A 14,153-nucleotide genomic window follows, 5' to 3' on the forward strand; every position below is an offset into this window, starting at 1 on the left:
CGTCCCTCCTTAATCCTTATGAATGCGGACGGTCACATTCATACCAGGTCGAATGTCGAGTGATTTTTCTTGTGACAGTGAGACTTTGACCGGAATGACTTGCGCAACTTTCGTGTAGTTGGCAGTTCCGTTTGAAGACGGCATCATCGAAAATGTTCCAGCTGTTGTCATACCGATTTGTTCGACTTCACCGGATAACGTCGTGTCCGGATAGCTGTCCACGTAAACATCGACAGTCTGTCCGACTTTGACTTCATCAATGTCGGTTTCTTCGACGTTCGCTGTTACCCAAAGCTCATTTAAGTTAAAACCGTAAGCGAGCGGTGTTCCTGCTCCGACAACGCCGTTTTCTGTCGCCATCGACTGAACGACTGTTGCTTTTGTTGGCATAGAGATCGCTGTACTGACTGGTTTTTGACCGGCTTGCGCCATCATGACGTGACCGAGTGTTGCGTCACTGTCGAGCGTTTGACCTGTTTTGGCTGTCCAGTCCGTCAGTTTACCGGCACCGGGACTTGCGATGGTAATCATTTTTCCGTCAATCTTGGCATTGTCTGTTTTCACGTAACTTGTCGCTTGATCGTAATAGTAGTAGCCGATCGCGCCTCCACCGATTAAAACAACCAGTGTCAAAATGTTAATCAATAATACTTTTTTCATGTTCATGATATGAAATGCATCCTTTCTTCCGTATACTCTGAGTTCCCCAGTCGTAACATAAAAAATACTCCTCTGGGGGAGGAGTAGTTAATATAGTTAATTATATGGAGAAGGAATCAACATACAACCGACAATTTCCGACAAAGTGTTGGAAAAGTCAATGATAGCGGATACAATATCAAAAAAAGGTGGTTCTAGAAAATGAATTCAGGACAAGATCCACGACCAAAGCGGTCACGTGACCGTATTACAAAAGAATTATTTCGTTTGCTGGACAGTCATCCTTTTTCGACGATTACCGTCAAGATGTTAACGGACGGAGCGGCGGTCAATCGATCGACCTTCTATGCGCACTTTACGGATAAATATGATTTGATGAATCAGATTGTAGACGATCATATGCGGCTTCTGATGGAAGCAATCCGGATTCAGGGAACCGGAGCACCGGCTGCTCCGTCGCTCGATCGAGTCAGCCGTTACTTCGAACGACTGTTCATCCATATTGAACAACATGAACAATTTTACCGGACGATGTTGCTGAACGGTCCGGTCAAAACGTTCATCTCGCGTTTTCTCGATACGTTAAAGGAAAATTATCAGCGGGTGTTCGAAGCGCACACGGTAACGGAAACCCAACTGGTCGATCGTGATTTATTGTTGAATTACGTGATCGGCGGACAGCTCGGGCTACTGATTTCCTGGTTACGAAACGGTCGTCCTTATTCGGCGGCCTACATGGCAGATCAACTCAGCCGGATGATTGTTTTCGGAACAGTCAAGAGCATCGGTTTTCCGGAACAATCGACTTAAAGTGATGTCAAAAAACCGCCCTTTCACCGGATGACGGGAAAGGGCGGGAATCAGGCCTGTTCGAGTTGCAATTGTTTGGTATAGGTCGTGCTCCGGTTGCGTCCACTGTCCTTCGAATGATACAGCGCTTTATCTGCCTGCTGTAAGGCTTCAAGAGACGTATGCGAGCTGCTCGAGTGCGCGATGCCGAGAGAAATCGTAATCTGCAGATCAGGGACGGCTGTCGTCGGAAACAGATTTCGGGCAACCGTCGTCCGGGCAAGTTCCGCGATGCTCTTCGCATCGGCGAGTGAGGTGTTCGGGAGAATGATTAAAAATTCTTCGCCGCCGTAACGTCCGACCAGATCATCCGGTCGTGCCAGTGAGGCTAACGTCGTCCCGAGTTGCCGCAAGACGTCGTCACCGGCGTCATGACCATATGTATCGTTGACGTGCTTAAAGAAATCAATGTCAATCAGGATCAGCGAGTAGCCTTCTTCTGCTGAACCGACGAGTGACAGGGAGTCATCAAGCCGGCGGCGGTTGGCGAGCCCTGTCAAGGCGTCGGTCATGGCCAGTTTTTGCTGGTACTGGATATTTTCAAAGTGTCGTCGTAACTCTGTCAACAGATGATAGGTCACGAAACCGGCAATCAGGTTAAAGAATATGTAAGCCAGGGAAATCTCGATGAAGGTCGTCCAGCTGTTCGTCAGCAGATAGATGCCCGGTAACGAATAGACGATACCGATGCCGATCATCAGTTCGAAGTTCCAGAAGGTCAACCGGATATAGCGACGGACGACGGCAATCGTCAGGATTAACACTCCGATGACGATTGTTGACACGACAGCGGCATCCATTTGTTCGACCGGTGTCAGTATAAAACGTGTCACGATAATCATCGCACCGGTGACGAGAGCGCTCGGTAAACCGCCGAACATCATGGCGATGACGACAGGAACAATCCGTAAATCAATCCGGGCGACATCAATCTGGATGCTGTTGAGCATTAATAGGACAGAAATCAGGCCGGCGATGCCTCCTAACACGAGTCGAACGTTCAGGTTCGTTTTCGGTGTAATCCGCGGATGATTTCGAAAAGGCAGAAACAAAAGAGTAATCGTTGTAAACAGTAGACAAAAATTGATGATGAAATTATTCATGATGGACAACAAATCCTCCCAGCTCCTCATAAACGCATTTTCAATAAGTTACTTCTAATATACCCCTTTTAATAACGGCAAGAAATGGAAAAATGTTTAGCGGAAGATGATGAAGTCAACAAAAAAGACAAAGTACACAGTCAAGTGAACTTTGTCGGCGGAAAAAATAAATATTTTTTCAAAAGTAATTTTTTAGGAAGAAATCGCTTCTTCATCCATCGTCAAGAGGATCTTATCGAAGACGAGAACCATCGCATTCAGCTCTTCTTCCGTCAGGGTGCCGAAACGATCTTGGAGATATTTCCGGCGGACGATTTCAAGTTCGCGGAAAGCGGATTCTCCTTCTTCCGTCAGTGCTAAAACAATCGATCTTCTGTCATCCGTCGAGCGCGTCCGCGTGACGAATCCGGCTTTGTACAGACGATCAGTCAAAGCTGTTACCTGACTTGTCGCAAGCTCAAACTGCTCTGCGAGTAGAGTCGGACGTTGGGGACCATTTTCGGACAGACTGCGTAAAATGAAAAATTCACTTCGTGTCGCGGTCCCTTCAAACAGTCGGTTGAGTTCACGGCGTAATGTCCGGAGAATGATCCGCATTTGTTCCTCTAATCGATAAGTCAGTTGATCACGTTCTTGTGGCATTCAAGCAACATCCTTTCTCTCGGTTAACTTCTATAATTTAGTGTACTAAAAATTGCGGATTTTTACCATGAATAGCCGACATTTCAAAAAAAGAATTGACAATTTAAAGACGTTTTGTGTAACATGACGAGGTAATAACGAAATTATAACTAACTTAATTAGTTCTCACTCAACCAGTGGGATGGAGGTTGCAGTTCTTATAAGTACAGTCACGGATGTCGTCAAGCGGCAGATGAGGTGATTGAAAAGGAAGAATTGCCGAAATCAATCATCGCTTTGAAGATGATCGATTGGGATTAGATCGAACAGGTCTAATACTGTCACAGGTCAGATATGACTTGTGGGGAGCTATCTTTCACGACGGTAGAATGGGGCGCATCCTTTTACTATGTTGCGTTCTCATCTTCCTTCTGGAAGGTGAGGGCGCTTTTTGTTTTTTCAAAAAGTGTCCTCTCAAAAAATCTTAACAAGAGAGAAGCGAATGAGATGAATACTTTACAACCCCAAAGAAAACTCGATTCAACCGAAGAAGGACTAAAACGCGGTCTGCAAGCCCGCCACATGTCGATGATCGCGATTGGCGGTGCGATCGGAACCGGCTTATTCATTGCCTCCGGTGCGTCCGTTGCTGCTGCCGGTCCCGGCGGTGCATTGTTATCCTATGCCATTGTCGGACTCATGGTGTACTTCCTGATGACCAGTCTTGGTGAGATGGCAGCATATATGCCGGTCGCCGGTTCATTCTCGACCTACGGCGCGAAATTCGTCGACCCGTCGTTTGGTTTTGCGTTAGGTTGGAACTACTGGTACAACTGGGCGGTCACGATCGCTGTAGAACTCGTTGCGGCGCAAATCGTCATGAGTTACTGGTTCCCGGATGTTCCCGGATTTTACTTCAGTGCTTTGTTCCTGTTATTGATGATCGGTTTAAATTACTTCTCCGTTAAAGGTTTCGGGGAAGCGGAATATTGGTTCGCGATGATCAAAGTAGTCACTGTCATCATCTTCCTGATTGTCGGTGTCGCGATGATCTTCGGTGTCTTCACATCTGAAGCACCGGTCGGCTTTAAAAACTTTGCGTTAGGTGATGCGCCGTTCGTCGGAGGCATCCCGGCCGTCATCGGTATCATCCTGGTTGCCGGTTTCAGTTTCCAGGGAACAGAACTTGTCGGAATCGCAGCCGGTGAGTCGGAAGATCCGAAGAAAAACGTTCCGAAAGCCGTGAAACAAGTCTTTTGGCGGATTCTTCTGTTTTATGTGTTTGCGATTTTCGTCATCGGAATGTTGATTCCGTACACAAGCCCGAACCTCGTTTCGAATGACATTACCGATGTAGCGGTCAGTCCGTTTACACTTGTCTTTGAAAAAGCCGGTCTTGCGTTCTCGGCAGCATTGATGAACGCTGTTATCCTGACGTCTGTCTTATCGGCAGGAAACTCCGGAATGTATGCGTCGACACGGATGCTGTATACGTTGGCACGCCAAGGTGATGCACCGAAATTGTTCGCACAAGTCTCAAAAAATGGTGTTCCCCGCAATGCGTTGCTTGCGACCGGTGCCATCGGAGCACTTTGCTTCCTGACATCGATGTTCGGCGGTCAAGTATATCTGTGGCTGTTGAATGCATCAGGGATGACCGGTTTCATCGCATGGCTCGGTATCGCGATCAGCCACTACCGTTTCCGCAAAGGATTCCTTGCGCAAGGTCATTCGCTCAGTGATTTGCCGTACGTGGCACCTGCTTTCCCGTTTGGACCACTCTTTGCGTTCGGACTTTGTTTTCTCGTCATCGTCGGTCAAAACTACGCCGCGTTCCTCGCGGATCAAATTGACTGGGTGGGAATTGCCGCAACCTATGTCGGTATCCCGTTATTCCTTGCCTTTTGGTTAGGTCATAAATTTAAAAACCGGACATCGGTCGTTCCTTATGAAGAAATGGAATTCCCGGAGCATCCGCGTCCGTAAATGAAAAGTCGATTCCGTTTCAAGCGGAGTCGACTTTTTTTTGTGCCTTTTGAAAAAGAAATCATCTGGAAAACGTATCAAACGGAGAGAAATCGATTAAGATAAAAGAAAAATGGAGGCGACCTCAGTGAACTATTGGTATCACTTTAAACGGGCATTCATCCCGATTGCGATTTTACTTGTGACGTTAGCAATCTATCAGATGCTGTACCGCATGAATAACATGTGGTATTCGTTCGGTGGATTAATTTTAGTATTTGCGGCGATTTATTTTGTCATGCGCCGCTTAAAAGCGAATCCCGAAGATTGACTGAGCAAGATAGTAGGGTAGCCGCACGGAACGCGTTAAAATAGACCTATACAGAGGAGGGGAAGCTAGATGGCAAAAGCAATATTCGCAGGTGGCTGTTTCTGGTGCATGGTCAAGCCATTCCATAAATATGATGGTGTCGAACAAGTCATTTCCGGTTATACAGGTGGTCATACAGAAAACCCGACTTATAAAGAGGTCTGTTCTGAAACGACAGGACATTTAGAAGCGGTCGAGGTCACGTATGATCCGTCTGTCATCACATATGATGAGTTGCTTGAAATTTTTTGGCGGCAAATTGATCCGACGGACGGCGGCGGACAGTTCAATGACCGCGGTCAATCGTACGAACCGGCCATTTTTTATGTCGATGAAGATCAAAAACAGGCGGCAGAACGTTCGAAAGCGGCACTTGATGCGTCCGGTCGTTTCTCGAAACCGGTAGCAGTCGATATCCGTCCGGCCAAACCGTTTTGGCCGGCAGAGGAGTACCATCAGGATTATTACAAAAAAAATCCGTTCCGTTATCAGATGTACAGTGTCGGATCGGGACGTGCCAAATTCGTCAAAGAAGCCTGGAAAGATCAAGGCAAGGAGCAGGAGTTGAAACAACGCCTGACACCGATCCAGTATAAAGTTACGCAGGAGAACGGGACAGAGCCCGCTTTCCGCAATGAATACTGGGATGAGGAGCGACCGGGTCTCTACGTTGATATCGTCGACGGGACACCGCTCTTTACGTCGAAAGACAAGTTTAACTCGAACTGTGGATGGCCGAGTTTCGCGAAGCCGATCTCAGAGGATAAGATGGAAGTCGAACTCGATACGAGTCACGGCATGACGCGGACAGAAGTCCGTTCTGCGAATGCCGACAGTCATCTTGGTCATATCTTTGATGACGGTCCGACTGAACTCGGAGGTCTCCGCTACTGCATCAATTCAGCAGCACTCCGATTTATTCCGGTAGAAGAGCTTGATTCGGCTGGATACGGGGAATATAAAAAGCACTTCGAATGAAGGTAAAAGACAGCAAAGCGGATTCGTTTTGCTGTTTTTTTTCTAGACAAAGGAGGGTTTTCCATGTTCACGCAAGTCTATGAGGAAATTCGGCAACTGACAATCTCAAAAGTACTCGATTTCTACGATCATGAAGTCCGCAGACTCGATGAAGCGGCACGGCAAACGAAGTATCAAAAGATGAGTGCAAGTCCGTTTCTCTTTTTCCGCGGCAGTTCCCATCTGTTTTATTATGACGTGACCCGGATTCCGCTCGGATTTGATACGCCGCCTGAGACACCGACCTGGATTCAAGGGGATCTCCACTTCGAAAATTTTGGAGTCCACGGCAATGCCAAAGGAGAAATCATTTATGACGTCAATGACTTTGACGAAGGGTATCTCGGATCCTACCTGTACGATTTAATCCGGATGGCCGTCTCGGTTCAACTGTTCGCAGAAGAAGCCGGATATGATGCCAAGCCGGCCATTGCCGCCTATGTTCAACACTACTTAGATGACTTACGCCAATATGCGAAAGGAAAAAATCCGAGCAAAGTCTGTTTTACGACTGACAATACAAAAGGACCGATCCGTAAATTGATCAAAAAAGCGGAGAAAAAGAAAGCGGAATTACTCGGAGAGCGGACGACGGTCGTCGACGGACAACGCCGGTTCGCCGACTTACCGGATATGAAGCGGCTTGATTCTTCCGCTTACACAGCGATTGAAGCGGTTTGGCCGGAGTACATCGCATCAATCGATGCTGAGGACCGGCAGGAAGATGGATTCTACGCCATCAAGGATATCGTCTATAAACTCGACAGCGGAACGGCTTCGATTGGTCTTGAGCGCTACTATATTTTGGTCGAAGGAACAGGAGGAGAGCATGAAGACCTGATTCTTGAGATGAAACAAGCCCAGTCATCCGTTCCGTCACTGTTTGTACCCGCCTATTTGCAGGAAGTCGAAACGGTTCACCAAGGTCGTCGGATCGTAACTTCACAAAAGGCGATGCAGGCACATGAAGATCCGTATCTCGGTTACGTGACGATGCATGGGAAAGAATATTATGTCCGGGAACGTTCCCCATACAAAAAAAAGTTGAAAGCCAAGCACATCAAAAGCCAAGATGACCTCGAAAACGTCCTTTCAATTCAAGGTCAAATTACCGCCAAAATCCACGCACGGGCCGACATGGATGCGGGAGTTGATGTCGATATCTTACATCATCATGCAGACGTCGTCATCATCGAATCAATCGGTGTATCTGACGCTGAGTTCATTCGTCAAATTCAGCGGTGGTCAAGTGCCTATGCAGCGCGTACAACGCTTGATTTCCAAGTGTTTTTAAGTTGGTTAGCTAACCGCTGAACACTATTTTCGAAGACCTTTTATTAGGCAAAGATTCCTTCTGAATACCAGTTCATACTGGGATACGAAGGGATTTTTTGATGAATAAAAAATCATGTAAGCGAAACGCATTCTACAAATGGGTCTAATGACCTATATCAATTTATCTGAAAAATTCGTAAATTTTGGATTAAGTAATTGCAAAACTTTTTTGTAATTCGAACTAAACACACAACAGGGGGAGTATCATCATGAGTTTGACGCGGAAAAAAGATGTTTCCGCTATGATTGCTGCGAGTCAGCGTAACAGTGGACTTGCTCGAAATCTTGGCGCAATGGATTTAACGTTTTTAGGAATTGGCGCCATCATTGGTACAGGGATTTTCGTCCTAACCGGAACAGGAGCATTGACAGCAGGACCTGGTCTTATCGTCTCATTCATTTTATCTGCCATTGCCTGTGGGTTAGCAGCACTCGCTTATGCGGAATTCGCTTCGACGATTCCGGTCAGTGGTTCCGTCTACACGTATACGTATGCCACGATGGGAGAAATTTTCGCTTGGATCATCGGTTGGAACTTAATCTTGGAATATGGACTCGCCTCGAGTGCCGTTGCGGCAGGGTGGTCAGGTTACTTCCAGTCCTTACTCGGTGGATTCGGTATTCATCTTCCGACAGCACTCTCAGCAGCTCCTGGCGCGGTAGAAGGTGCTAAAACATTCTTCAACTTACCGGCCTTCCTGATTTTACTCGCAATTACAGGTCTTTTATCAATGGGAATCAAGGAAACAAAACGTGTCAACAACATCATGGTTATCATTAAATTGGCAGTCGTTGTTTTATTCATCGTCGTTGGTGTCGGCTATGTTGAACCTACGAACTGGGCACCATTTACACCGTTCGGATGGGGCGGCGTATTCTCTGGAGCAGCCATCGTCTTCTTTGCTTACATCGGATTTGATGCTGTTACATCGGCAGCAGAAGAAGTACGTGAGCCGCAAAAGAACTTGCCACGCGGTATCATCGGTTCCCTTGCTGTCTGTACAGTTCTTTACGTCATCGTTGCAGCCATCATGACAGGAATCGTCCCGTACCAAAAATTTGCGGGTGTCGATCACCCGGTCTCACTCGCCATTCAAATGGCTGGACAAAACTGGGTTGCAGGATTCATCGATTTAGGTGCCATCCTCGGGATTACAACCGTTATCCTCGTCATGACATACGGAATGGTACGTTTAGCGTTCGCCATCTCACGTGACGGCATGTTCCCGAAAGTATTTTCGGAAGTACATCCAAAATACAAAACACCGTTCAAAGCAACATGGATGATTGGTCTTGGTAGTGCGACAGTCGCAGGACTCGTTCCACTCGATGTCATCGCAAACCTCGTTAACATGGGGACACTCGCAGCATTCGTCTTAATCTCTGTTGCGGTCTTGATCCTTCGTAAAACACAACCGGATCTTCCACGTGCATTCAAATGCCCGGGAATGCCGTACGTGCCGATCGCAGCAATCGCTTCTTGTCTCTTCTTGATGTTCAACTTGAAACTCGAAACATGGATTGCTTTCTTCATCTGGCTGGCGATTGGACTTGTCCTGTACTTCGCCTTTGCCCGAAAGAACTCGAATCTGGAACCGGGAAATATGCCGGCTGCCGAACTCGCAGCTTCAGACGACAAATAAAAAAATGCGATCCCGTGAGGGGTCGCATTTTTTGTTGTGATAAACAGAAGATTAAGATGGTAAAGACGTTTTGATTCGAACGGCATCAAACTCACGTTGGATGCTGGCATTGGCTTTCGCTTCTTCTTCCGCTGACCAGCCGAGTTCGCTTCGCATTAGAGCGAGAACACCGTCGGCATATTTTTCAGCATTCGGGAAGTCGAAGAAGACAGCAGAGGCACGCCGGTTCAGGAAATCACCCGGTTGCATGACGAGTTCCGCTTCGAGTCCGTATAATAATCCTCCGAACCAGTGAAGGGGAAGTTGATAACGTTCCGCCTCACTGCCGCGCGAACGGATCAATTCAAAGACACGTTCAACATCCGTACCGTAACGTTGAATCAACCAGGTCGCTTCTTTTGGAGAGAGTCCAAGCGCTTCACCTTTCGGCTGCTGTTCTTTCAAGTAACGGGCAAATCCTTTACTGCCGTCAGGATGCCCACCGCCGAGCAGGATATCATGAGTCCGTGAAGCCAGGTAAATCCGATTTTCTTCTTCTTTGAACTGATCCGCGACCATATCAATGATTCGTTCCGCCATCTTCCGGTAACCCGTCAATTTTCCGCCGGCAATCGACATCAATCCGGATTTCGAAACGAAGATTTCGTCTTTCCGTGACAGTTCGCTCGGATCTTTGCCGTCTTCGTGAATCAACGGACGCAGACCGGACCAGGTGGATTCGACATGTTCCGGCTGAAGATCAACGTTAAACATCTTATTGGTCGCATCGAGAATATAATCACGGTCTTCTTCTGTCACACCCGGCTCGAGAATATCACCCTGATAGTTCGTATCTGTCGTACCGACATACGTTTTTCCTTCGCGGGGAATCGCGAAAATCATCCGGCCATCCGGAACATCAAAGTAAACCGCTTGTTGCAACGGGAAGTGGGCTTGGTCGATGACGAGATGAATACCCTTCGTCAAATGAAGTGACTTGCCGGATTTTGAGCCGTCTTTTTCGCGTAATTCATCGACCCATGGACCGGTTGCATTAATGATTTTTTTCGCCCGAATTGTATAGGTCTTACCGGTTAAGACGTCCTGCACTTCGACACCGACGACTTTCCCGTTATGGTAGACGAGAGACTCAGCCTTCGTATAGTTCACGGCACGTCCGCCGTACCCGACCGCAGCTTTTAATACTTCGACCGTTAATCGGGCATCGTCCGTTTTATATTCAACATACCGTCCGCCTCCGACAAGATGTTCCGACCGCAACAGCGGTTCATATCGGAGTGTTTCTTCTTTTGATAACATCGTCCGTCGTTCATGGCGCCGGACACCTGCCAATTGGTCGTAGACCCGCAAACCGATCGACGTCGAAAAGCTTCCGAATGTCCCGCCTTCGACAAGCGGTAACATCATCCATTCAGGTGTCGTGACGTGGGGCGCATTTTCATAGACGATGGCCCGTTCTTTCCCGACTTCTGCGACTAACTTGATTTCAAATTGTTTCAGGTAACGTAAGCCCCCGTGTACGAGTTTCGTCGAGCGGCTTGATGTCCCTTCTGCGAAATCCTGCATTTCAATCAACCCGGTCCGCATACCCCGGCTTTGAGCATCGAGTAAAATCCCGGCACCTGTAATGCCACCACCAATGACTAATACATCAAGCAATTCCTGTCCCATCTCTTCCAGCCATGCGGTTCGTTCCGTACTTGAAAACATGCATATTTCCCCCTGTTCGTCTGAAATGGATTATTTTAATCTACTTCTATCCATGTACCCTCTTTTACACTTTTTTGAGCACAATCAATAATTTTCATAACGAGCAGAGCTTGTTCCGTTGTGACGGTAAGAGGGGACTCATGACGCAAGGCGTGTGCCAAATCATGATAGTAGTCGGCAAAACCGGAATCGACGAAGGGGCGTTCTTCCAAAGGCTGTTCAGGTCTTCCCCACGTATAAGTCGACCGTTTCGTATCGACGCTGTCGACGAAATAACTCGCTTTTGTCCCGTGGACGGCGAGCGAAGGACCGGGTGCCGGAACGAGTGATCCGATATGCAGAATGGCGCGGCGCGTTCCGAAAGCGAGAATCAGATGCGTGTAGTCTTCGACCGGACCGTCCGGACGTTGGATCGTCTGATCACAAAAGACGCGATCCGGTCGTTCACTGAACAACATCAACGCCTGGTCAATTAAATGGGAACCTAAATCGTAAAGCAGACCGGCGCCTGGGACGTCCTGTTCCCGCCAGCGTGCCCGAACGGTCGGACGATAGCGGTCATAGTGCGCCTCGAAGGTCTGGACGACACCCAGTTCATCAGCTTGAACCAGTTCGAGCAATGTCCGGAAGTCTTTTGTGTACCGGCGGTTATGGTAAACTGTCAGTAATCGATTTTGTTGACGGGCAAGATCCGTCAACTGTTCGGCCTCCAGTAACGTGACCGTAAATGGTTTCTCAACGAGGACATGACAGCCGGCTGAAAGTGCCGTCTTGGCGAGGGGATAATGTTCGGCGTTCGGTGTCGCGATCACAACGAGTTCAATCGTTTCAGCAGCCAACAACTCTTCAAGCGAAGAATAGACCGGCACATCCGGATAACGCGTAGCGACTGCCTCCGGACGACTGGACTGAACCGCAACCAGTTGATAATCAGGTGCTGTGAGATACGGGGCGTGCAGATGTTCACCGGCAAGTCCAAAGCCAATTAGAGCAGTACGAATCATGGAGGACACTTCCTTTTCAGTTAATACATTCAATCTATCATATGAGGTGAGCAAGATGATTACAGAACAACAAGTCATTGAAAAAATGCGGCAGACGATGTCAAAAATCGAGCAGTCGAGCGGGACGGGACAAATCGAACAAATCGCGGCGATGAAGGCCTACTGTGAATTATTGCTGGATCAACCGCAAAGCGTTAGGGAGCCTTCGGTCATCACGCCGACCACTCAACCGAAACCGCCCGAAGTCGATCCGATGTTGGCCCGCTTCATGGGAGTCGCTCCGGAAAAAGAAGAAAAAGGGCCCTCGCTGCTTGATTTTTGAGTAAATCAAATCAAATGTGGGAATAGAGTAAAAGGAAAAAATAAGGGGGAACAGAATATGAAAACAGTCATCGTCATCGGAGCCGGTCCGGGAAACGGAGCCGAAATCAGTAAGCGGTTCGGTAAAGAAGGTTTCCAAGTCGTCTGTGCCGCTCGGACACAGGAAACACTGGCAGCCGTCATCACGGAGCTGAAAGAACAAGGGATCGAAGCAGTTGGTGTCGAATGTGATGCTTCACGCCGTGCCGATCTCGAATCGCTCGTGGAATGGACGAAAGAACAGTACGGACAAGTGGATGTCCTCGTTTATAACGCGTCGATCCTGCACCAAGCTTCTGTGCTTGAGGTATCAGCAGAGCAGATTACGAAAGAATTTGAAATTGATGTTCTCGGAGCATTGCATGCTGCACAAATCGTCGCACCGGATATGGTGGCACGAAAAGACGGAGCCATCTTAATCACAGGCGGCGGAGCAGCACTACATGCGATTAAATCTTTGCCGGGTCTGTCGATCGGGAAAGCCGGTGTCCGTCAACTGACGCATATGTTGCATGATACGTTGAAAGACGACAATGTCTATGTCGGGACCGTGACGATTGCCGGTGAAGTTAAACGCGGAACGGCACTGGATCCGAAAAATGTTGCCGAAGCCTTTTATACGCTGTATACGAACCGTACGGATGTCGAAAAGGTCCTCGAAGCAAAGTAATCGGGAAGCAGCACAAGTAACAGGAGATACGATTTAGACTGGAAAGCGTCGACGCGCCTGATGTCGGCGCCTTTTTGAATCCGATGAGAGGGGGCAACTTATGAAACGAATAGTATCTCAACTGTTTTTAGTAATGACGATTCTATTTTTGAGCGGATGCGCACTGGATTCAGAACCGGATGATCCACAGACGGGCATCCCGCAACCGGATGAAGCGAAAGTGACGGAAGCGACCGTCGAGCGTGTCATCGACGGAGATACGGTGAAAGTCCGGCTGAAGAATGGTCAAACGGAAGATGTCCGCTTTTTATTGATCGACACACCGGAAACCGTGAATCCGGAAAAGCCAGTTCAACCGTATGGTCCGGAAGCATCACGCTTCACAAAAGAAGCGTTACCGGCAGGCAGTGAGGTATTGCTCGAACGCGATGAATCGAAAACAGACCGGTATGGTCGATTGCTGGCGTACGTTTGGGCGGACGGGAAGATGATCAATCAGGAATTATTGCGAAAAGGATTGGCACGGGTCGCCTACATTTATGAACCGGACACCCGGTACGTCGAGACATTTCAGGAAATCGAAGACGAAGCAAAAGAGGAAAAGTTAGGAATCTGGCAGACAGACGGATATGCGACGGACCGCGGATTCGATACTTCGGTCATGAAAGGAACACCGGCAGAGCCAACAGACTGCGCCGACATCAAAGGTAATATCAACCGCCAAGGAAAGAAAATCTATCATATCCGAGGGGGACGTTCCTATGATGAAGTGAACCCGGAAGAGATGTTTTGCAGTGAACGGGAAGCAAAAGAAGCCGGATTCGTCCGGGCGGCAAACTGACTGAA

At 48.1% G+C, this 14,153-nt stretch carries 14 protein-coding genes and 1 riboswitch; of the genes, 9 read left to right on the forward strand and 5 right to left on the reverse strand.

The genetic code is table 11. The features are described from left to right. Positions 1–9: 9 nt before the first annotated feature. Complete coding sequence (locus EXIG_RS01225; RefSeq protein WP_012369107.1) at positions 10–666, reverse strand: HlyD family secretion protein; 657 nt, start codon at positions 664–666, stop codon at positions 10–12. 195 nt (positions 667–861) lie between these two features. Between EXIG_RS01225 and EXIG_RS01230 the strand changes: the two genes are divergently transcribed. Beyond that, positions 862–1,470: a TetR/AcrR family transcriptional regulator gene (locus EXIG_RS01230; protein ID WP_012369108.1), complete on the forward strand. Its 609-nt coding sequence runs from the start codon at positions 862–864 to the stop codon at positions 1,468–1,470. 50 nt (positions 1,471–1,520) lie between these two features. Here the strand turns inward: EXIG_RS01230 and EXIG_RS01235 are convergent, their stop codons facing one another. Beyond that, complete coding sequence (locus EXIG_RS01235) at positions 1,521–2,612, reverse strand: diguanylate cyclase (RefSeq protein WP_167315835.1); 1,092 nt, start codon at positions 2,610–2,612, stop codon at positions 1,521–1,523. A 192-nt stretch (positions 2,613–2,804) separates the two neighbouring features. After that, positions 2,805–3,254, reverse strand: a complete 450-nt coding sequence (locus tag EXIG_RS01240; RefSeq protein WP_012369110.1) for a MarR family winged helix-turn-helix transcriptional regulator — start codon at positions 3,252–3,254, stop codon at positions 2,805–2,807. A 174-nt stretch (positions 3,255–3,428) separates the two neighbouring features. Next, positions 3,429–3,613, forward strand: a riboswitch (Lysine riboswitch). A 127-nt stretch (positions 3,614–3,740) separates the two neighbouring features. On the opposite strand from EXIG_RS01240, the gene EXIG_RS01245 reads away from it, so the two are divergent. The 5 genes from EXIG_RS01245 (at position 3,741) to bcaP (ending at position 9,563) form a co-directional block, all read left to right on the forward strand. Further along, a complete protein-coding gene (locus EXIG_RS01245; RefSeq protein ID WP_041261418.1) occupies positions 3,741–5,219 on the forward strand; it encodes an amino acid permease in 1,479 nt (492 codons plus the stop codon). 127 nt (positions 5,220–5,346) lie between these two features. Then, entirely contained in the window at positions 5,347–5,529 is a 183-nt protein-coding gene (locus tag EXIG_RS01250) for a hypothetical protein (RefSeq protein WP_012369112.1), read from the forward strand. A gap of 69 nt (positions 5,530–5,598) precedes the next feature. Beyond that, entirely contained in the window at positions 5,599–6,546 is a 948-nt protein-coding gene (msrA, locus tag EXIG_RS01255) for a peptide-methionine (S)-S-oxide reductase MsrA (RefSeq protein ID WP_012369113.1), read from the forward strand. 63 nt (positions 6,547–6,609) lie between these two features. Further along, positions 6,610–7,899 (forward strand): DUF2252 domain-containing protein, encoded by a 1,290-nt coding sequence (locus EXIG_RS01260; protein ID WP_012369114.1) that lies wholly within the window; start codon positions 6,610–6,612, stop codon positions 7,897–7,899. A 230-nt stretch (positions 7,900–8,129) separates the two neighbouring features. Beyond that, complete coding sequence (gene bcaP, locus EXIG_RS01265) at positions 8,130–9,563, forward strand: branched-chain amino acid transporter BcaP (protein ID WP_012369115.1); 1,434 nt, start codon at positions 8,130–8,132, stop codon at positions 9,561–9,563. 51 nt (positions 9,564–9,614) lie between these two features. Here the strand turns inward: bcaP and EXIG_RS01270 are convergent, their stop codons facing one another. Both EXIG_RS01270 and EXIG_RS01275 read right to left on the reverse strand, forming a co-directional pair. After that, positions 9,615–11,273 carry a glycerol-3-phosphate dehydrogenase/oxidase gene (locus tag EXIG_RS01270; RefSeq protein ID WP_012369116.1) on the reverse strand — a complete coding sequence of 553 codons (1,659 nt, stop codon included), beginning with the start codon at positions 11,271–11,273 and terminating at the stop codon, positions 9,615–9,617. Between the two features lie 35 nt (positions 11,274–11,308). Beyond that, a complete protein-coding gene (locus tag EXIG_RS01275; protein WP_012369117.1) occupies positions 11,309–12,277 on the reverse strand; it encodes a Gfo/Idh/MocA family oxidoreductase in 969 nt (322 codons plus the stop codon). A gap of 55 nt (positions 12,278–12,332) precedes the next feature. Here EXIG_RS01275 and EXIG_RS01280 point away from each other — a divergent pair, with 55 nt between their 5' ends. The 3 genes from EXIG_RS01280 (at position 12,333) to EXIG_RS01290 (ending at position 14,148) form a co-directional block, all read left to right on the forward strand. Beyond that, positions 12,333–12,599 (forward strand): DUF5327 family protein, encoded by a 267-nt coding sequence (locus EXIG_RS01280; protein ID WP_012369118.1) that lies wholly within the window; start codon positions 12,333–12,335, stop codon positions 12,597–12,599. A 57-nt stretch (positions 12,600–12,656) separates the two neighbouring features. Beyond that, positions 12,657–13,307 (forward strand): SDR family NAD(P)-dependent oxidoreductase, encoded by a 651-nt coding sequence (locus EXIG_RS01285; protein WP_012369119.1) that lies wholly within the window; start codon positions 12,657–12,659, stop codon positions 13,305–13,307. A 100-nt stretch (positions 13,308–13,407) separates the two neighbouring features. Continuing rightward, positions 13,408–14,148 carry a thermonuclease family protein gene (locus EXIG_RS01290; protein ID WP_012369120.1) on the forward strand — a complete coding sequence of 247 codons (741 nt, stop codon included), beginning with the start codon at positions 13,408–13,410 and terminating at the stop codon, positions 14,146–14,148. Positions 14,149–14,153 lie beyond the last annotated feature (5 nt).

The organism is Exiguobacterium artemiae 255-15 (assembly GCF_000019905.1).
GTDB classification, from domain to species: Bacteria; Bacillota; Bacilli; order Exiguobacteriales; family Exiguobacteriaceae; genus Exiguobacterium_A; species Exiguobacterium_A artemiae.